The sequence below is a fragment of the Eubacterium sp. 1001713B170207_170306_E7 genome (assembly GCF_015547515.1).
Taxonomy (GTDB): domain Bacteria; phylum Bacillota; class Clostridia; order Eubacteriales; family Eubacteriaceae; genus Eubacterium.
In genome coordinates, this window is the sequence record NZ_JADMVE010000001.1 from 754,255 (window position 1) to 772,367 (window position 18,113).

20 protein-coding genes are annotated in these 18,113 nt (G+C 48.3%); 16 read left to right on the forward strand and 4 right to left on the reverse strand.

Annotation, left to right across the window (positions count from 1 at the left end; all coding sequences use genetic code 11):
* Positions 1 to 11: 11 nt before the first annotated feature.
* On the forward strand, positions 12 to 1,397 hold the full coding sequence (gene amrA / locus I2B62_RS03755) for an AmmeMemoRadiSam system protein A (protein WP_195267630.1): 1,386 nt from the start codon (positions 12 to 14) through the stop codon (positions 1,395 to 1,397).
* Positions 1,394 to 2,218, forward strand: a complete 825-nt coding sequence (gene amrS, locus I2B62_RS03760; protein ID WP_195267631.1) for an AmmeMemoRadiSam system radical SAM enzyme — start codon at positions 1,394 to 1,396, stop codon at positions 2,216 to 2,218. The genes amrA and amrS overlap by 4 nt, the downstream gene beginning before the upstream one ends.
* Positions 2,219 to 2,817: 599 nt before the next feature.
* Here amrS and I2B62_RS03765 read toward each other — a convergent pair.
* On the reverse strand, positions 2,818 to 2,970 hold the full coding sequence (locus tag I2B62_RS03765) for a hypothetical protein (protein WP_158501347.1): 153 nt from the start codon (positions 2,968 to 2,970) through the stop codon (positions 2,818 to 2,820).
* A 9-nt stretch (positions 2,971 to 2,979) separates the two neighbouring features.
* Positions 2,980 to 4,140, reverse strand: a complete 1,161-nt coding sequence (locus I2B62_RS03770) for a uroporphyrinogen decarboxylase family protein (RefSeq protein WP_195267632.1) — start codon at positions 4,138 to 4,140, stop codon at positions 2,980 to 2,982.
* A 182-nt stretch (positions 4,141 to 4,322) separates the two neighbouring features.
* Here I2B62_RS03770 and I2B62_RS03775 point away from each other — a divergent pair, with 182 nt between their 5' ends.
* Entirely contained in the window at positions 4,323 to 5,006 is a 684-nt protein-coding gene (locus I2B62_RS03775; RefSeq protein ID WP_195267633.1) for a TetR/AcrR family transcriptional regulator, read from the forward strand.
* A gap of 44 nt (positions 5,007 to 5,050) precedes the next feature.
* On the opposite strand, the gene I2B62_RS03780 is transcribed toward I2B62_RS03775, so the two are convergent.
* Positions 5,051 to 5,803, reverse strand: coding sequence for a cyclase family protein (locus tag I2B62_RS03780; RefSeq protein WP_195267634.1), 753 nt, complete (start codon positions 5,801 to 5,803; stop codon positions 5,051 to 5,053).
* A 151-nt stretch (positions 5,804 to 5,954) separates the two neighbouring features.
* Between I2B62_RS03780 and I2B62_RS03785 the strand changes: the two genes are divergently transcribed.
* The 3 genes from I2B62_RS03785 to I2B62_RS03795 are packed head-to-tail and all read left to right on the forward strand — an operon-like array spanning position 5,955 to position 7,567.
* Positions 5,955 to 6,341: a hypothetical protein gene (locus I2B62_RS03785; protein ID WP_195267635.1), complete on the forward strand. Its 387-nt coding sequence runs from the start codon at positions 5,955 to 5,957 to the stop codon at positions 6,339 to 6,341.
* An 11-nt stretch (positions 6,342 to 6,352) separates the two neighbouring features.
* Entirely contained in the window at positions 6,353 to 7,078 is a 726-nt protein-coding gene (locus I2B62_RS03790) for an adenosylcobinamide amidohydrolase (RefSeq protein WP_195267636.1), read from the forward strand.
* A gap of 24 nt (positions 7,079 to 7,102) precedes the next feature.
* Positions 7,103 to 7,567, forward strand: coding sequence for a methylated-DNA--[protein]-cysteine S-methyltransferase (locus I2B62_RS03795; protein WP_195267959.1), 465 nt, complete (start codon positions 7,103 to 7,105; stop codon positions 7,565 to 7,567).
* Here I2B62_RS03795 and I2B62_RS03800 read toward each other — a convergent pair.
* A complete protein-coding gene (locus I2B62_RS03800; protein WP_195267637.1) occupies positions 7,564 to 8,256 on the reverse strand; it encodes a DNA alkylation repair protein in 693 nt (230 codons plus the stop codon). The genes I2B62_RS03795 and I2B62_RS03800 overlap by 4 nt on opposite strands.
* A gap of 205 nt (positions 8,257 to 8,461) precedes the next feature.
* Here I2B62_RS03800 and dnaG point away from each other — a divergent pair, with 205 nt between their 5' ends.
* The 10 genes from dnaG to I2B62_RS03850 all read left to right on the forward strand — a co-directional run bounded on the left by dnaG (position 8,462) and on the right by I2B62_RS03850 (position 18,003).
* Complete coding sequence (gene dnaG, locus I2B62_RS03805) at positions 8,462 to 10,210, forward strand: DNA primase (RefSeq protein WP_243259403.1); 1,749 nt, start codon at positions 8,462 to 8,464, stop codon at positions 10,208 to 10,210.
* Between the two features lie 67 nt (positions 10,211 to 10,277).
* A complete protein-coding gene (gene rpoD / locus I2B62_RS03810) occupies positions 10,278 to 11,429 on the forward strand; it encodes an RNA polymerase sigma factor RpoD (protein WP_207735949.1) in 1,152 nt (383 codons plus the stop codon).
* A 1-nt stretch (position 11,430) separates the two neighbouring features.
* Positions 11,431 to 12,126, forward strand: a complete 696-nt coding sequence (locus I2B62_RS03815; RefSeq protein ID WP_195267639.1) for a class I SAM-dependent methyltransferase — start codon at positions 11,431 to 11,433, stop codon at positions 12,124 to 12,126.
* Positions 12,107 to 13,225 carry a Nif3-like dinuclear metal center hexameric protein gene (locus tag I2B62_RS03820; RefSeq protein WP_195267640.1) on the forward strand — a complete coding sequence of 373 codons (1,119 nt, stop codon included), beginning with the start codon at positions 12,107 to 12,109 and terminating at the stop codon, positions 13,223 to 13,225. Before I2B62_RS03815 ends, I2B62_RS03820 begins: the two co-directional genes overlap by 20 nt.
* A 33-nt stretch (positions 13,226 to 13,258) precedes the next feature.
* Positions 13,259 to 14,251 carry a UDP-glucose 4-epimerase GalE gene (gene galE, locus I2B62_RS03825; RefSeq protein ID WP_195267641.1) on the forward strand — a complete coding sequence of 331 codons (993 nt, stop codon included), beginning with the start codon at positions 13,259 to 13,261 and terminating at the stop codon, positions 14,249 to 14,251.
* A gap of 170 nt (positions 14,252 to 14,421) precedes the next feature.
* Complete coding sequence (gene iorA, locus I2B62_RS03830) at positions 14,422 to 16,206, forward strand: indolepyruvate ferredoxin oxidoreductase subunit alpha (protein WP_195267642.1); 1,785 nt, start codon at positions 14,422 to 14,424, stop codon at positions 16,204 to 16,206.
* A 1-nt stretch (position 16,207) separates the two neighbouring features.
* Positions 16,208 to 16,783, forward strand: a complete 576-nt coding sequence (locus I2B62_RS03835) for an indolepyruvate oxidoreductase subunit beta (RefSeq protein ID WP_195267643.1) — start codon at positions 16,208 to 16,210, stop codon at positions 16,781 to 16,783.
* Between the two features lie 6 nt (positions 16,784 to 16,789).
* Complete coding sequence (locus I2B62_RS03840; RefSeq protein WP_195267644.1) at positions 16,790 to 17,068, forward strand: cysteine-rich small domain-containing protein; 279 nt, start codon at positions 16,790 to 16,792, stop codon at positions 17,066 to 17,068.
* Positions 17,069 to 17,097: 29 nt separating this feature from the next.
* A complete protein-coding gene (gene plsY / locus I2B62_RS03845; protein ID WP_195267645.1) occupies positions 17,098 to 17,748 on the forward strand; it encodes a glycerol-3-phosphate 1-O-acyltransferase PlsY in 651 nt (216 codons plus the stop codon).
* Between the two features lie 21 nt (positions 17,749 to 17,769).
* The gene (locus I2B62_RS03850; protein WP_195267646.1) at positions 17,770 to 18,003 is read left to right on the forward strand and encodes a hypothetical protein; all 234 of its coding nucleotides are present in this window, start codon (positions 17,770 to 17,772) and stop codon (positions 18,001 to 18,003) included.
* Positions 18,004 to 18,113: the final 110 nt, after the last annotated feature.

The following is an 18,113-nucleotide window of genomic DNA, read 5'->3' on the forward strand; positions in this document are numbered from 1 at the left end:
AGGTGTTGAAGATGTCTGTGGTTGGTACATTTATCGTTCCGCATCCACCCATCATTTTGCCGGAAGTGGGACGCGGCGAGGAACAGAAGCTTGAAAAAACAGCCCGGGCTTACAGGGCTGTGGCAGAGGGCATTGCAGCGCTAAGTCCGGATAGCGTTGTGATTACCTCGCCCCATTCGGTCATGTATTCGGATTATTTCCATATTTCTCCGGGGACCGGGGCAAGAGGGGATCTGCGTGCCTTTGGCGTCAATGGTGTCACGGCAGAGGCTTCTTATGATGAAGTGCTTGCAAGGGCTATTGGCATTCAGGCTGAGCAGGACGGGATACCCGCCGGAAGCCTTGGCGAGAAGGATCCAAAGCTTGACCATGGCACTCTGATCCCGCTGCGGTTTATGGAGCCTTATGGCTGCGCCTTTGAAGTAGTGCGAATTGGCCTGTCCGGACTGCCGATGATTGATCACTACCGCTTTGGCAAAAGCATCGCAACAGCGGCAGACAAGCTGGACCGGCGCATTGTGATCATAGCCAGCGGTGATTTGTCACACAAGCTGAAGGAAGACGGCCCCTATGGCTTCGCGCCTGAAGGGCCGGCATTTGACGCGGATGTGACGGCTGCCATGAAGCATGCGGATTTTCTTAAATTTCTGAGCTATGAGCCAGTCTTTTGTGAAAAAGCCGCAGAATGCGGGCTGGGCTCCTTTGCCATCATGGCAGGCGCCCTGGATGGGCTGGCAGTAGATGCAGACCTGTTGTCCTATGAAGGCCCCTTTGGCGTAGGCTACGCGGTGGCGGCCTTCCTCCCGGCTGGCGGGGCTCCGGACCGGCATTTTGACCGGCAGTATGAAAGGCTGGAGGAGGACCGGCTGAAGACTTTGAAAAGCCAGGAGGACAGCTATGTCCGTTTAGCGCGTTATGCGCTTGAAACCTGTATAAAGACTGGAACGCCGGCGAAGATGCCGGAAGACCTGCCGGAGGATATGACAGGCCGGCGTGCGGGTGTTTTTGTCTCGCTGAAAAAACATGGAAAGCTGCGCGGCTGTATCGGAACCATCTCCCCTGTAACCGGCAGTGTGGCAGAAGAAATTTTAAGGAACGCTGTCAGCGCAGGGCTTTCGGACCCGCGGTTTCCGCAGGTTAAAGTCTCCGAACTAAAGGAGCTTGTCTATAGCGTGGATGTGCTGGGCCCGCCGGAGGCCATCGGCTCGCCCGCCGCGCTGGATCCCCGCCGCTATGGCGTGATCGTCACAAGAGGCCATAAACGGGGCTTGCTCCTGCCGAACCTCGAGGGGATTGACCGTGTGGAAGATCAGCTCGCCATCGCAAAGCAAAAAGCCGGAATCGCAGCGGATGAAGCCTGTGAGCTGCAGCGGTTTGAGGTGGTGCGTCATTCATGAAGCGAACCTGTGATTTATGCCCGCACCACTGCGTTATCGAGGAAGGCCGGACAGGCTTCTGCCAGGCCCGGGGCAATAACGGCGAGCGCATTGTCTGCGAAAACTACGGCAGGCTGACTTCGGCCGCTCTGGACCCCATTGAAAAAAAGCCCCTCAACCGTTTCTGTCCGGGAAGCACGATTCTTTCGGTTGGCAGCTATGGCTGTAATCTCCGATGCTCTTTCTGCCAGAACAGCTCGATCTCCATGGGCGGCCGGGACACCAGAACAATCAGGGTAACGCCGGAAATGCTGGCAGATAAGGCGGAAAGCCTGAAGGAAGCAGGAAACATCGGTATTGCCTATACCTATAATGAACCGCTGGTAGGCTATGAGTTTGTGCGGGACTGTGCAGCGTTGATCCACGAAAGAGGCATGAAAAATGTGGTGGTGACCAATGGCAACATCTGTACCAACTATTTTGAAGGGCTTTTTCCATTGATCGATGCCATGAATATCGATTTAAAGGCCTTTAACGAAGCCTTTTATGAAATGGTGAGCGGTGACCTTGAAACCGTCAAGGCAAACATCCGCCTGGCGGCAGAGCGCTGTCATGTTGAGATAACCACCCTCATCATTCCCGGAGAAAACGACAGCGAGGAGGAAATGGATGCTTTGTCGGGCTGGCTGGCCGCCATCAATCCTAAAATCCCATTGCATATATCGCGTTTTTTCCCAAGCTATCAAATGGTGGACCGGGGGCCGACAGCGGCCGGGACGGTATACCAGCTGGCGGAAATTGCCCGGAATCATCTTGAGTATGTTTATACGGGTAATTGCTGAGCAGAAGCCATTTGCAGAAGCACAGCTGCTTCCTGAGAGCATAATACTTGAGACCGAAGGAGCGAATGATGAAACAAAGGGGACGGTATTTTCTGAGAAGAATAATTTATAGGCATGTTTAAAAAAATATTTTTCTTATAAGCATAAATTTACCCTTGACGTATTTTTTGAAAGATATAAATGCATACGAACGAAAACTTAATAAATTCTTAAGGACGTTAAGGATAAAAAATATGTTTAAAAATTAACATATTAATAATAAAATATTGTAAAGCCAGTGTTACAGCGGCTGTAAACGCATTATCAAGAAGAAATCAGCAGTCGCCTTTTCACGCATCTTTGTAAAAACTTGTAACAAACTGTAAACAAATGAAAATGTTGCTTGACCAAAAGCGGATTAGCGTGTAAACTAGAATCAGTTAATAAAGCAAATAAATAACGGTGCTTTGAGAAAGGAGAGATTTTATTATGATGTTCTATAGTTTTATCGCTGCTGATTTAGCCGCAAAAGCACTTGCAAAATGTGATGATTAAGAAGCAATTTTATTTAAATAATCAATAAGAGCCAGGATCTCTCGGTGAGAGTCCTGGCTTTTCGTTTATGAAATCAAATAGTTCGCAAAGGAGAAAAACATTTCCTCGAGCGACTGCATCGGTTCTGCCGCAAATTCCACAGCTTCCGGCGGAATGTCATATTTTTCCATGGTTTCCTTTAGGTCTGTGTAGTATTCGGATTTGAAATCTTCCATCATAACGCCTCCTTAATATTTTCCGTATTCTTTTACAAAGTTCAGGACTGCTTTTAAATTTTCAGGATTAATGTCCCGGGCCTTGAGCAGGTTTTTATCGAGTGCAAAAATGTACTGTCCGCCTGGAGCCAGAATATCAATCAATTCCTTTGCTTTATCAATACATTGCTGTTCCGTTCCTGTTTTTAAGAGTGTGAGCGGGTATAATCCAGAGATAACATGACGTTTTCCCACCTTTTCAGCGATCAGCCTGGGATCGCCGAACTCAAAGCTCATGTGCGTCAGCGGCGGCAGCTCGTTGAGATAATCCAGATAGCGCATCCAGTCATGCTCAACAAACAGGTTTGCGCCGATGCCTTTTGCGTCCAGCGCCTCAACATATGCCTTAAAGGTCGGCCAGTAAAAGCGTTTAAAGTCTTTTTCACGCATGTATGGCGCCATGTGAAGCGGAATAAAGGTACGGACATAGCGGTTGGCGTTTGGTCCGGAGCCGGCCTTGACGGCGACGGGAAGCAGCGCGTTGCAGGCGGCTTCTACCTTTTCCGGACGGCGGCGCATGTCTGTGCTGATGCCTGAGAAGGAGCGCAGCTGGTCGGAAAGAATGTCAAGCGGGGTACAGGAAGCGGCAGGGGCCATGGAATACACGGACTTATCATACTTTTCGGCAATTTTGCCAAAGCCCTGCTGCATGACGCCCATGGAGGTAAAGAAGGTATAGAACGCCTTGGATAAAGCCTTCTGTCCTTCAAAACCCGGCTTCGCCAGAGCAGGGTACAGTCTTGGCAGCACCTTGTCCCAAAGCGTTTTGATAGGGTCTGCAATAAAAGCGTCGTATTCGTCGTCCTTTAAACCCTGCACCTCGGGATGCTGGATAAAGCCATCAGTACCCATCACAAAGTTAATGGCTTCCAGCATTTTGTAAAGATGCGGCATTCTCAAAAACATGCCAAACACAACATCGGAGTCAAAATCTTTTGTGGCCAGATCAATGGCGTCCAGATTTTTTACCAGGCTGTACTGTTCCTTTCTCAGATCATAACCGGCATACTCAAGGCAGAAAGCGTTATCACCAAAGACAAGACGCGGTACACGTTCAGGAACCTTTCCGTCAAAAACATCTTCAAAAAGCTTGTTTTTCGAAACCACTCCAGCAGATAATTGATTTTCGCTCATATGAAAAAAACCTCCTAGATTAATTACTGTACGCGTTCAGTTTTTTATAAAATAATAATAACACGATTTTTTACTAAAGTCAATTATTTTTGAACGCGACCAGTAATTTGAATAAAGACTTGATTAAGGATGAAAATTGTGTTTAAATTAAATCACAAAGACACCGGGGGAGGTTGCTGGAAATGAAGGGGAAGAAAAGCAAGCAGAAAATTTATGAGACGGCTAAACGGCTTTTTTTGGAGGAGGGCTATCTCATTGGCAACCGCCGCATTGCCACGGAGGCTAATGTCAGTCTTGGGCTGATCGCCTATCATTTTAGCAGTAAGCGCAACATTGCCATCGCTATTTTAAAGGAAGACTATACCATTTTATCGGCCCATCTGAAAAATTATTTAACGCCAGACCAGGATATTCTGCTCTATGTTCTCTGCTTTACCAACATGACGCTCAGAATCCGCGAGAAGGATTATAAAATGGCGCGCTTTACAACAGAGATCATGAGGGATGATATTCTGGAAGCGTCTATTTATGATGGAAACCAGAAGCATGAGTATGCGGCGCTGATGGCGCTGATGGATGCAGACATGCCCTATGAAAAGAAGCTCAAGCTGGCTCTTGGTACCATCTTTGGCGTCCAGAGAGCTTTGCAGTGGAATATCAACGACGGAATGGATTTAAGCTATCAGGACTATTTTGAGTATATGGTAAAAACCTACAGCTTCGCGCTCGATTTGAATTATGAGAAGAAGAAAATCAAAGAGATTGTAAAAAAAGCGGACGCCATCGTCGATAAAGTCTTCAGGGATTACAGCCATCTGCTGGATACTTCACGGTATTTATATGGTCAGATAGAAATAGAAAACTAAAAGAGGTACGTCGTTTCGACGTACCTCTTTGCTGCTCCGGCGGATCAGGCTTCATAAAGGGCAAAGCATCTTGCCGGAAAGCCTGAAGCATTTTTAGCCTTTGGGAAGGTGCAGAAGATGATCGCTCCGGTGGGCGGCACCTGGTCAAGATTGGCCATTACTTCGATTTGGATACGGTTCTGGCTTAAGATGTAGGTTTCGCTTTCCATGGGCTTGTCTTCCTCCATTGCCGGAGGAGCGGTGTCAAAGGCTTCGTGGCCAATGGCGCCAACGTTACGTTCTTCAACGAGGAATTTAATGGCTTCGAGGCTCCAGCCCGGGTAATGGACATTTCCCTTTTCGTCAAATTCCATACAGCCCTTTTCATCGGGCCAGCGCTTGCACCAGTCAGACCGCATGGCAACAAAGGCCCCGTCAGGGATTTTCCCATAGCTTTGCTCAAAGGCCATGATATCCTCAATGCTCAAAGCATAGTCGGGATTAGCAGCGACCTTCTCATGCACATCGATCACACAAAGCGGGTAGGTGAACTCGGTTACCTCGATTTCGTCCAGGGTTCGGCCCTCTGGGTAAAAGTGTATGGGCGCGTCCACGTGGGTGCCGTATTGGCCGACAACCGTAAACTGCTGTGTCTGAAAGATGTCTCCATTTTTGTAGTCATAAACCAGCTTGGTGGTCATGGCCGGGAAACCCTGCCAGTGCGGGCTGTCATCATCAAAAGCATGGGTCAGGTCTACCCATTTGTAGGACGGAGATTTTAGTTCTGCAAGCAGAGACCATAATTTTGGTGTTGCCATTCTGAATCCTCCTTTAAAGCTCTAAAGCTTATTTTTCTTATATTTTATAATAGGATGTTGTATACGTCAACATTTAGAATTGTTTCCAGACTGCAATCTTTTGTGCTATAATAATCACGAAAAAACTTTTATGAAAATCAGGAAAGAACCAATGCTACAAAAAATGACAAAAACCGGAAAAATATTTTTCTTGATCAGCTTGATCAGCGTCCTTTACGCTGCCTTTTTAGTTTATGCCAAAATGTCGGGAATGGTCATCAAGGATTACGGCGATTTACTCTTTCTGTATTACACCATTCAGGTCATTATACTGGTTGTTCCCGTAGGGCTCCATGTTTTTCAGGGCTGGATGAACGCCGAGGATCTGAAGGCGGTCACGACCATCGCCTTTGTTAATATCATTATTTATTCAGTTATCAGCATCTGCTTCGGCCTTTTTTATGTGTATGTTGCCGATATGGCCGCGATGCTGGCGGATATTTTGAACGGTGTTTTTCTGGTATGTGTTATTTTCTGGTACAGACAGATGATGGGCTGAGGGGAGCGCGTATGAAAGAATATAAGCTGGCGACCGGCGATACCGCCCGGCTCGATTACCGCGCGGCCGTTATCCGTTTTGAGGATGAACGGCGGGTGCTCAGCAGCTCGCTTTTAAACGGCGGGCTCAGAAGTGACCTGCGGTTTGTCTTTAACTATGACGAGCAGGAGGAAAAAACCAAACGCTGTGAAATGCTGGCACCTACCCATGAGGAGCATCTCAGGATCGTGGCGGAAGACATTCTGGGGTTGCCGCCGCGCCAGTCCACGGGACTGACCACGGCGGCGCAGATCCGCAATGCCGCCTTCTGCGAGGCGGCTTACGGCGAGACCGCTGTATCGGCGCTGGTGACAGCGGGCGTGTCGGGGAATGCGCTGAGGGCCGGCGACCGGGCAACGCTTGACCAGAAGGACGGACGGCCCTTTGTGCTTGGCGGCACCATCAATGTGATTCTGGCGGTTGACGCGAATCTGCCAGACGGCACCATGCTCCAGGCTTTTATGACCTGTACCGAGGCTAAAACAGCAGCCCTTGAGCGTCTGGGCTGCAAAAGCGTCATTTCAGATAACGGGGCAACCGGCACCGGTACCGACGGCGTGGTCATCATCGCCCGGCCGGGCGCACCGCTGCGCATGACAGACGCCGGAAAGCATTTTAAGCTTGGAGAGCTGATCGGCCAGGCGGTTGAGCTGGCGGTCAGGAAAGCTCTGTACTTACAGGAAGGGCTGACAAGTTAGCCGGAAAGAAATGAGGGGGAAATGATGAAAAATGTATTTTACTATGAAACCAGCCTGGGGAGACTGGGCATAGAGGACAATGGCTTTGCGGTCATACGCCTGGGCTTTCAAATGGAAAAATTCGGGAAAAATGCTGAGCTGTGTGAAACAGAGCTGATAAAAACAACCTTTAACCAGCTTGAGGAATACTTCCGCGGCGAGAGAAAGGTATTTGATGTGACGCTGGCGCCAGAGGGCACCACTTTTCAGAAAAAGGTCTGGGCAGCGCTCCGGCAAATTCCTTATGGTGAAACGAGGACTTATGGCCAGGTAGCGGCGGATATTGGAAATCCAAAGGCCTGCAGGGCGGTCGGTATGGCCAACAACCGCAATCCTATTGGTATTATCATTCCATGCCACCGGGTGATTGGCTCAAACGGCAGGCTGGTGGGTTATGCCGGCGGAGTCGGTATTAAGGAACAGCTTTTGAAAATTGAAGGGGCGCTCTAGCCTCTTTTTTTCATCTGGCGTATTCGATTCTTCTCATCCGCGGAAACCTGTCTGGATTCAATGATTTTCTGTAAGGCTTTATTATAGGTGAAGGTGTCCAGTGCGTTTTCGCCCGAAAGGTAAGGCAAGGTGGTATCCGGAAATTTCACATAGCACATGGACAAGGCCCAGGCAACCGCCATTTTCACATAATAGTCCTGGTGGCATACAGAATCCAGAAGCTCAAGAATCTGGTGAATATGGGCTTCGTCGATGTAGTAAAACAAAAGCATCACAATGCCGAAGCGAAGGGTAAAGGCCTTTTCGGATGTAAGCTTGGGCAGAACAAATGCCCAGAATGGATCCGGATAAGTTTTGGCATATTTCAATCCGCTGCAAAAGCTGTCGCATACAGACCAGTTGTCGATTTTGGATATAAAAAAATCAATGGATTTCAGAATGGTATCCAGGCCCTCTTTTTCAGGATTTAAATAACCGATCACCATGCCTTTGAGCATTTTTTCTTCAAAATAATCTTCGGGTTCGCGCGTTAAAAAAAGCGAATAATCCGCTTTCGCAATACGTTTCGCAATTTTCCTAAGGGCAGGAAGCCGTACTCCAATCAATTCGCAATGTTCTGGCAGTAATTTTTGCTGAAATTTTCGATAATCATCTTCTGCAAGTAAAAACAATTCTTCACGTATTGTCATGTAAGCCTCCTTATGAAATTCGTACTATAGCACAGATTCTAAGGGATAAACGGTATTTAATCCTTAAAAAACTTAAGAAAAGATGATGGATGCTGGCAATTTTTAAAAAAGTTCTTCTTTTTTTAAAGGATATTCATGTAAAAAAAAGAATAATAATAAAGTACCCTTTGGTATAGAGATCCGATATTACAGAGAAAGTGGTGAGATGATGGCGCCTCGTTATAGTGAAGAGGTTATTAACCAGGTGCTGCAGGCCAACGATATTGTCGACGTTGTATCAGAGTATGTGACGCTGAAAAAAGCCGGAAGCTCATACAAGGGCAAGTGCCCTTTTCATAATGAAAAGACCGCTTCTTTTACAGTGTCGCCTGATAAGCAGCTGTATCACTGCTTTGGCTGCGGCGTAGGAGGGAATGTGATTGGCTTTGTCATGGCCATTGAAAATCTTCCTTTTGTGGATGCGCTGAAGTTTTTAGCCAGACGGGCGCATATTATTTTGCCGGAGAACGGCAGCAGTGCTGAGGATAATGAACGCTATCAAAAAAAAGAACGCCTCTATGAACTGCACCGTGAGCTGGCCAACTATTATTATCTTTGTCTGAAAAAGAACCGAAACGCACAATACTATCTGGCAGGCCGCAAAATTACGCCGGAAACCATCAAGGCATATGGCCTGGGACTGGCGCCTGACGGCTGGCAGAACGCATTGGGGTTCCTCCGGCAAAAGGGGTATACTGATCAAGAGATGCTTGATTCCGGCCTTGTGATGCGCAGTGAAAACGGACGCATGTACGACCGGTTCAGAAACCGCATCATGTTTCCGATTCTGAACGCCACAGGCAGGATTATCGGCTTTGGCGGCAGGCGGATCAATGAGGATGATAACGGACCAAAATATTTGAATTCACCGGAAACCATGGTTTTTTCAAAGGGAACCGAGCTTTTTAATATGAATCACGCCAAAAGCAGTATTGCCGGCGGGCAGATGCTCATCGTCGAGGGCTATATGGACGTGATCTCACTTTATCAGCATGGCGTCCGCAATACGGTGGCCGCTCTTGGCACGGCCTTTACCGCTTACCATGCAGCCCTTCTGGGGCGCTATGTGGGTGAGGTGGTGCTTTGTTTTGACGGCGACGCCGCCGGTGAGAGCGCCACACAAAAAGCCATTGCGATCTTGAAAAATACACCGTTGAATGTTAAAATACTAAGGTTACCCATTGAGGATGATCCGGATACCTATATCCAGAAGCATGGCAGAGAAGCCTTTGAAAAAAAGATTGCCGAAGCCATCACCATTGTGGAGTATGAGATAGGCCTTTTGAGAAAGAAATTTGATCTCAGCCAGACCGATGGGCGGATTAAATATATTAATCAGGCCATTGCGGTGCTCAGACAGCTTTCAGACGAGGTTCAGATCGACCTTTACAGCAAACGGCTCGCCAGAGAAACAGGAATTGACCTGAAGGTCATCCGGCGGGAGGTATACCGCAAAAAGCCTGTGGACCTGACCGAAGCTGATGTCGGAGAAAAGATCGACTACTGGCAGAAAATGCCCAAGGCCTATGAGGAGGCCCAGATTCTCTTTCTGAGAAAGGGAATGATGGAGCCGGAGGTTTTAGGCTCTGGCAGATTAAGGGCGGAGCATTTCAGCCCGGGCTTTTTCAGAGAGCTTTACGAGCTTGTCACAGGGCTGTATGAAAAAGGCGAAAACATATCGCCGGCCGCGCTCATGAACCATTTTGAGGATGCGGAGCAGGTGAAGCCGGTATCCGCCATTTTGATGGATGATACCCCCATCGAAAACGCAAAGCTGGAGGAATGCATCAAAACTATCATGTATTTTTACCGGTCTGCCGAAATTGAGCGGATAAAACAGGAAATCAGTAAAGCGAGCGAGGATGAAGCCGCCGTTTTAATGGATAAAATGATTACATTGAAAAAAGAAATGTAACAAGATATGATCGAAAGTCAGGAGGATATAAATGGCTGAAGCAAAAAAGAAAAAAGTGAAACCAGATATGGAGGAACTGCTCGACGAGGTTGATGCGATCACCGATCTGGAGGCAATGCCGGAAGTTCAGACACTGATCAAACGCGGTAAGGAAAAGGGCTCCCTGAATAATGCCGATTTTGAGGAAGTGCTTGAAAAGACAGATCTGGACCCGGAAGAAATAGATTCCATCTATCTGCTTTTGCAGAAGGAGGGCATCGACCTGACCTTCCAGGATATGGAGATCGAGACCGATGATATTGATCTGGATATTGATATTGACGTGGCGGAGCTGGAAGAAATTGAGATTGAGGAGGACCCTGTCAAGGATATTGATCTGGGAGACAGCGTCAGTGTCAATGATCCGGTCCGGTTATATTTAAAAGAAATCGGTAAAGTGCCGCTTTTGACAGCGGAGCAGGAAATGGGCATTGCCAAGCGTATGGAAGCCGGCGATGACGACGCTAAAAAAGAGCTGGCTGAAGCCAACCTGCGTCTGGTTGTCAGTATTGCCAAACGCTACGTCGGCCGCGGTATGTCCTTTCTGGACCTGATTCAGGAAGGCAATCTTGGCCTGATCAAGGCAGTGGAAAAGTTCGACTATACCAAGGGCTTTAAGTTCAGCACCTATGCGACCTGGTGGATTCGCCAGGCCATTACCCGCGCCATTGCGGATCAGGCCAGAACCATCCGTATTCCTGTGCACATGGTTGAAACCATCAATAAACTCATTCGTGTGTCCAGACAGCTGCTTCAGGAGCTGGGGCGTGAACCCACACCGGCGGAAATCGGCAAGGAAATGGGCTTTTCGGAAGAAAAGGTTCGTGAAATTCAGAAAATCGCGCAGGACCCGGTATCTTTAGAAACACCAATCGGCGAGGAAGAGGACAGCCATCTGGGCGATTTTATCGAAGATGACAATGCCCCCGCACCGTCTGAGGCAGCGTCCTACGCTCTGCTGAAGGAACAGCTTATGGAGGTGCTCAATACACTCACAGATCGTGAGGAAAAGGTGCTGAGACTGCGTTTTGGGCTGGACGATGGCCGCGCCCGCACGCTGGAGGAGGTTGGCAAGGAGTTCAATGTTACCAGAGAGCGTATCCGCCAGATTGAGGCAAAGGCCCTCAGAAAGCTGAGACACCCGAGCAGAAGCAAGAAATTAAAGGATTATTTGACCTAAAATGATGACACCACGTTTGCAGGTGATTGCAGATAATGTATTAAAAAATGAAAGCATGGCAGATATCGGTACAGACCACGGATATCTGCCTGTTTATCTAATGGAACAGGGCTTGATTCCGCGGGCAGTAGCGGCGGATATTAATGAAAAGCCCTTAAAAAAGGCTGAGGGGCTTGTGGCCCAGTCTGGTTATGAAAAACAGATTGAAACGCGTTTGGGCTCGGGCCTGACCGTGTTAAAGCCCGGTGAAGCCGCCACCATTGTCATGGCAGGCATGGGCGGCTATCTCATAAGGGAGCTTCTGACAGCATCCTATGAGGTGGCAGTCTCAGCAAAACGCCTGGTGCTCCAGCCCATGAACAATGCCTTCATTGTCAGGCATTTTCTGGAGGACAATGGCTTTGTGATTGTAAATGAGGACCTTGCGAAGGAAGAACGCCGTGTATATGAAATCATCGTGGCTGAAAAGGGTGAAATGTCCATTGAAAACGATCTGGATTACCTGATTGGTTATGAGGCGGAAAGACGGAAGCATCCTCTTTTGCCTGAACTCATCGACCGGAAGCTGGAGCTGGAAAATAAAATCATTGAAAGTACAAAAAATAAGCATACCCAAATCGCCAGAGAACAGTATCAGAAAAGCACAGCCATTGCGGCTGCGCTGATGGAGGTGAAAAATGGCTGTAAAATGCAGTGAAATAACAAAGGTGATTGAAGCCGTAGCACCGAGAAGCCTTGCGGAATCTTGGGATAACGTTGGACTGCAGATCGGCTCATACCAGAAAAGAGTAAAAAAGGTACTGCTGACCCTGGATGTCACCGAGGCAGTGGTGCGGGAAGCGGTTATGGAAAAAGCCGATATGATTATCGCGCATCACCCTTTTATCTTTAATGGTATCAAATCCATCTGTACCGACGAGCTGAAAGGAAAGATTGTGGCCGAGCTGATCCGTAACGACATCAGCCTGTATGTCGCTCATACCAACCTGGATAAGGCAGAGCTTGGCCTTAATGACTATATCGCAAAAACCCTCGGCATTGAAGAACGGCAGCCGTTAGACCCATCCGATGAGGATAAGCTCTATAAAATTGTCGTTTATGTGCCGGTGGATTATACAGATAAAATCGTCAAAGTAATGGGGGACAGCGGCGCTGGATTTATCGGCAATTACAGCCACTGCACCTACCGCACAGTGGGCCAGGGAACCTTTAAGCCCCTTGAGGGCACTTCACCCTTTATCGGCGGGCAGGGTGAAGTGGCAACCGTCAGGGAAGACCGTGTGGAAACCATTATAGACGGTAGGATGATGAAAACCCTGATTCAAAAGCTTAAAAAGGTCCACCCCTATGAGGAGATGGCCTATGATTTATACCCGCTCGAAAACGGCGCGCTTTTAAACCAGAATGGCCTCGGTAAAATTGGTACGCTGGAAGAGCCAATGCCGCCGGACGCTTTTATCGAACATGTAAAAAAAGCGCTGAACCTGTCCCATGTACGGGCCGCGGGCAGCGAGCCGGCAAAGGTGCGGAGGATCGCCCTGTGTACAGGCAGCGGAGCGGAATTTATCGGGCTGGCCAAAGTGAAAAAGGCCGATGTGTACATTACCGGAGACCTGAAATACCACGACGCCCAGCGGGCTGCGGAAAACAACCTCTGGGTTATCGACGCCGGACACTTCGGTACAGAAAAGATGGTGGTGGGCCTGCTGGAAAGCCTGCTTCGTGAAAGGGTAAACGATCCGGAAATCGAGTATGTCCGCTCAAATTACAATGAAGATTTCATGCGTTATTATTAAGCATAATTGACAAAGCAATAAGGAGACAGATAGATGAAAGTTTTAGTTTGCGGAGGAGCCGGCTATATAGGTTCTCATGTGGTCAGAGCGCTTTTGGACAAGGGCTATGAAGTGGTGGTGCTGGACAATCTGTCCACCGGACACCGCCAGTCAGTGCCCGGAGGCGCAGTGCTGGAGGTGGGGGATATCCGTGATGCCGCCTGCCTTGAAAGATTGTTCTTACGCCATGAGGTTGGCTGTGTCATGCACTTCTGCGCCAACTCACTGGTAGGCGAAAGCATGGAAAAGCCCATTGAATATTATGATAACAATGTCTACGGAACCCTGTGCCTGCTGCGTTCCATGGTTAATAATGACATCAAGCATTTTATTTTCTCATCGACAGCGGCGACCTACGGCGAGCCGGAACGTCTGCCCATTGATGAGGAGACACCCAAGCATCCTACCAATACCTATGGCGAAACAAAGCTGGCCGTTGAAAAAATGCTGCACTGGATGGAGGTAGCCCACGGGCTTCACTACAAGATTTTCCGCTATTTCAACGCTTCCGGGGCACACCCAAGCGGAGAGATCGGCGAGGATCACGCGCCGGAAACCCACCTGATACCGCTGATTTTAAAAACAGCTCAGGGCATCCGCGATAAGATTTATGTTTTTGGCGATGACTATGATACGCCTGATGGCAGTTGTATCCGCGATTATATCCATGTAATGGACATTGCGGAAGCCCACATTCTGGGAATGGAGGATTTGACAAAATCTGAAACCAGTGATGTTTATAACCTGGGCAACGGCAATGGCTTTTCCGTTCTAGAAGTCATTGAAAAGGTTAAAGCCATCACTGGCAAAGATTTTGAGGTTGAAATTGCAGACCGCCGCGCCGGAGATCCAGGCGTACTGATCGCAAGCTCAGAAAAAGCGCAGAAAGCGCTGGGATGGTCACCGGTGAATTCATCACTCGAATACATCATTGAAACCGCCTGGAAATGGCACCAGGGGCATCCTGAAGGCTATGGCCTCGTTTAATGTGCCGGAGAAAAAACAATTATACAGAGATTGATTTTTTGAATTCCTGTATGGTTTGGTGTATAATGATAAAAATAAGTTCAGGGCCTTTTAGACCTGGAGTTTGAACAAGTTAATTTTAAGCTGTCACAAGGACGGGCGACTCCCGCCCTTACAGGAGAGGAGAGAATATGAAGAAATTATTAACCGGCAATGAAGCCATTGCCCGCGGGGCCTGGGAAGCCGGCGTTAAGTTTGCCACAGCATATCCCGGTACGCCAAGTACTGAAACGCTTGAAAATGTTGCGACCTATGATGGCATTGTTTCTGAATGGGCGCCAAATGAAAAGGTAGCGGTTGAAGCGGCTGCAGGTGCTTCGATTGCAGGCATCCGTTCACTGGCTGTCATGAAACATGTTGGGGTAAATGTCGCGGCTGACCCGATTTTCACTTTCGCCTATTTAGGCGTCAACGGAGGCTCTGTCATCGTAACGGCCGATGAACCCGGTATGCATTCCTCACAGAATGAACAGGACAACCGCAACTATGCGCGTCATGCTAAAATGCCCATGTTTGAGCCGTCCGACAGCCAGGAATCCAAGGATATGCTCAAAGACGCTTACGAAGTCAGCGAAACCTATGACTGTCCGGTGCTGTACCGGATGACCACCCGTGTCTGCCACTCAAAATCTATTGTCGAGTGCCAGGACCGCGTAGAAGTCGACGATAAAGAATACGTAAAAGATATTATGAAAAACTGCCCTCTGCCGGCCCATGCCCGCGTGATGCAGGTGAAGCTGGCAGAAAACTTTGAAAAACTGGCAGAATATACAGAAACCTCAAAGTGGAACTACATTGAAGACAACCAGAAGGAAATCGGGGTGATCGCTTCCGGCGTGGCCTTCCGCTACGCGAAAGAAGTCTTTGGCGATACCGCATCCTATTTAAAACTGGGCTTTACCTACCCGCTGCCGAAAAAAATGATTGCCGAGTTTGCAGGCAGGGTTAAAAAGATCTATGTCCTCGAAGAAAACGATCCGATTCTTGAAACTGAAATCAAGGCCATGGGGATTGATGTCATCGGGAAAGAGCTGTTTCCGGCCATGGGCGAACTGACGCCTGAACGCATCCGGGAAGCCCTCTACGGCAAAAATGAAGTGACATTGGCACCTGACCCTGAAAAGGTCGTTGGCCGTCCTCCGGCATTCTGCGCCGGTTGTCCGCACCGTGGGATTTTCTATGAGCTGGGCCGCCGCAAAAACGTCATGATTTTCAGTGACATCGGCTGTTACTCGCTGGGCCTGACCCCGCCGTACAATGCCACCGATGCCATGATCTGTATGGGCGCCAGCATCAGCGGCGGCCACGGAGTGGCAAAAGCAATGGCGATCAAAAATAAAGATATGAAGGTTGTCTCTGTTATCGGCGATTCCACCTTCTTCCACTCCGGCATGACCAGTCTCATGGATGTTACCTATAACAAGAGCAATGTTTTAACCGTTATTCTGGATAATCGGATCACCGGGATGACCGGCCACCAGGAAAACCCAGGCAGCGGCTATGACCTGAAGGGCGATCCCGCGCCGATCATGGATATTGAAACCATTGTCCGCGCACTGGGTGTCAAGAATGTCCGTACTGTTGACCCGAACAATCTGGAAGAAACCGACGCGGCGCTTGACTGGGGCCTGTCCAATGACGAAGCCTCTGTCATTATCACACGCTGGCCGTGCGCGCTCAAGCGATTCTCTCAGGCAGACAAGGAAGAGTTCCCGGAAGCTTTCAAGCGTCACTGCAAGGTGGATACCGACCTGTGCATCGGCTGTAAGAAATGCCTGAAATCCGGCTGCCCTGCTTTAGCCTTTAACTCTACCGTACCGAAAAAATCCGGTATTCTGGAAGAATCATGTCTGGGCTGTGAGGTTTGCCTGCAAATCTGCCCGAAGCATGCCATTTATGTAGAGGAGGAAAAGTAGAATGAAAACAAAAAATATATTATTGGTTGGTGTTGGCGGTCAGGGAACCATTACAGCGGCAAAGCTGCTGACCACCGGGCTGATGGAAGCCGGCTACGATGTGAAGATGAGTGAAATTCACGGGATGAGCCAGCGCGGCGGCTCTGTTTCATCCCAGGTCCGCTATGGTGACGATGTTCAGTCGCCAGTCATTGAAATGGGAACCGCAGACATTATTGTCGCCTTTGAAAAAATGGAAGCGCTGCGTTACATTGACTTTTTAAAGGAAGACGGAAAGATTATTGTCAATGATGCGGAAATCTGGCCACTGCCGGTTGTTATCGGCAAAGCCACCTATCCGGAAAAAATTCTGGAAACACTGCAGGAAAAAGCCAATGTCCGCGTGATGAATGCCTCCGCAATGGCCGAAGAAATGGGCAACCTCAAGGTGATGAATGTTATTCTGCTTGGTGCCATTATTAAATCCATGGGGCTTCAGGACATTGCCTGGGATGAAATTATCCGAAATAATGTGAAACCCAAATTTGTGGATTTGAATATTAAAGCGATGGCTGTCGGAATGGACGCCGTCAACTAAAAGGCTATGTGTAAAAAAGAATTTGAAACAGAAAACTTTAAGTTTTTTCAGAACAGGGATTGTGAATACTTTCCCTGTCATAAAACAGAAAATCTGGATGAGTTTAACTGTTTATTTTGTTACTGTCCTTTGTACGCGCTGGGAAGGGACTGCGGCGGTGGTTTTGAATACACAGAAAAGGGTATAAAGAACTGTACAAATTGCCTTGTTCCCCATAAAAAAGAGAACTATGACCGGATCATCGAAAAACTCCTGATCCTTATCGAGCGCGTTAAAGAGCAGTAGCTCAGGATTATGTGTGAGGAGAGTTTAGTATGAGTATACTTATTGGCTTGATTTTGGTTGTGGCGGCCTATTTTATCGGTAATCTTGATTTTGCCTATATTATGGTCCGCGCTGTAAAGGGTGAGGATGTCCGTAATTACGGAAGCGGCAACGCGGGTACGACCAATGTACTGCGGACAATGGGTCTGAAATATGCCATTCCTGTTTTTATACTGGATGCGCTTAAGGGCTCTGTTGTGATTCTTGCCGCCAGACTGCTTGGTTTCAGCGAAGCATGGGTCGCTGCTGCGGGGATTGCAGTGGTCTGCGGTCATAACTGGCCGGTCTGCCTTGGTTTCAGAGGTGGAAAAGGAACCGCAACCTCCATCGGCGTTTTTATCGTCTTTGACTGGCCCATTGCGCTGATCTGTATTGCGGTTGGCCTGATCTTCCTGGCGATTTTCAGAATGATGTCGCTGACTTCCATCATCGGGATGGTATCCCTTCCGATTGCAGTTCTCATTAAAAGTATTTTTATTACGCATGGGGCTGTTTTTACACCCGAGCTGGTTTTTGCCCTGTTCCTCTGCTGCTCGACAGTATTCCAGCACCGCGCGAATATCAAGCGGATTGCGGCTGGTACTGAAAGTAAGGTGGGGCAGAAGGTTAAAATGGGTGGAGACGACAAGAAAGGCAACTAAACTTTGAAAGGAGACATGCAAATGTCGAATCATAAAAAAGTCGTTGTTGCTGGACAGGAAAAATCCATCTGCGAAGCAGAGCCTGAGGTCAGACGCCAGTCTTTTACAGATGATGCAATGGAGTCTGTCTCAGTAGAAGAGACCCATGAAGCCGGTACCTTTGAAAAAGATGTTATCGGTACTGAAGAAGCGGCGACCAATGCAGCCGTAGATTTAGATGTTTTAGAAGAACAGGAAGAAAAGCAGAAGTCCTGATTTTTATTAGCGTTTCAAAGAGACTCTCAAAGCAGAGAGTCTCTTTTTACTGTTTATGTTTTCTTTTTACCAGAAACCTGATGTGGATTACAGGAATTTATTCCACGCAT

Bases quoted from the DNA above. Each gene is read 5' to 3' on its own strand.
- amrA (WP_195267630.1), top strand. From the start codon at position 12: ATGTCTGTGGTTGGTACATTTATCGTTCCGCATCCACCCATCATTTTG.
- amrS (WP_195267631.1), top strand. From the start codon at position 1,394: ATGAAGCGAACCTGTGATTTATGCCCGCACCACTGCGTTATCGAGGAA.
- I2B62_RS03765 (WP_158501347.1), bottom strand. From the start codon at position 2,970: ATGATGGAAGATTTCAAATCCGAATACTACACAGACCTAAAGGAAACC.
- I2B62_RS03770 (WP_195267632.1), bottom strand. From the start codon at position 4,140: ATGAGCGAAAATCAATTATCTGCTGGAGTGGTTTCGAAAAACAAGCTT.
- I2B62_RS03775 (WP_195267633.1), top strand. From the start codon at position 4,323: ATGAAGGGGAAGAAAAGCAAGCAGAAAATTTATGAGACGGCTAAACGG.
- I2B62_RS03780 (WP_195267634.1), bottom strand. From the start codon at position 5,803: ATGGCAACACCAAAATTATGGTCTCTGCTTGCAGAACTAAAATCTCCG.
- I2B62_RS03785 (WP_195267635.1), top strand. From the start codon at position 5,955: ATGCTACAAAAAATGACAAAAACCGGAAAAATATTTTTCTTGATCAGC.
- I2B62_RS03790 (WP_195267636.1), top strand. From the start codon at position 6,353: ATGAAAGAATATAAGCTGGCGACCGGCGATACCGCCCGGCTCGATTAC.
- I2B62_RS03795 (WP_195267959.1), top strand. From the start codon at position 7,103: ATGAAAAATGTATTTTACTATGAAACCAGCCTGGGGAGACTGGGCATA.
- I2B62_RS03800 (WP_195267637.1), bottom strand. From the start codon at position 8,256: ATGACAATACGTGAAGAATTGTTTTTACTTGCAGAAGATGATTATCGA.
- dnaG (WP_243259403.1), top strand. From the start codon at position 8,462: ATGATGGCGCCTCGTTATAGTGAAGAGGTTATTAACCAGGTGCTGCAG.
- rpoD (WP_207735949.1), top strand. From the start codon at position 10,278: ATGGAGGAACTGCTCGACGAGGTTGATGCGATCACCGATCTGGAGGCA.
- I2B62_RS03815 (WP_195267639.1), top strand. From the start codon at position 11,431: ATGATGACACCACGTTTGCAGGTGATTGCAGATAATGTATTAAAAAAT.
- I2B62_RS03820 (WP_195267640.1), top strand. From the start codon at position 12,107: ATGGCTGTAAAATGCAGTGAAATAACAAAGGTGATTGAAGCCGTAGCA.
- galE (WP_195267641.1), top strand. From the start codon at position 13,259: ATGAAAGTTTTAGTTTGCGGAGGAGCCGGCTATATAGGTTCTCATGTG.
- iorA (WP_195267642.1), top strand. From the start codon at position 14,422: ATGAAGAAATTATTAACCGGCAATGAAGCCATTGCCCGCGGGGCCTGG.
- I2B62_RS03835 (WP_195267643.1), top strand. From the start codon at position 16,208: ATGAAAACAAAAAATATATTATTGGTTGGTGTTGGCGGTCAGGGAACC.
- I2B62_RS03840 (WP_195267644.1), top strand. From the start codon at position 16,790: ATGTGTAAAAAAGAATTTGAAACAGAAAACTTTAAGTTTTTTCAGAAC.
- plsY (WP_195267645.1), top strand. From the start codon at position 17,098: ATGAGTATACTTATTGGCTTGATTTTGGTTGTGGCGGCCTATTTTATC.
- I2B62_RS03850 (WP_195267646.1), top strand. From the start codon at position 17,770: ATGTCGAATCATAAAAAAGTCGTTGTTGCTGGACAGGAAAAATCCATC.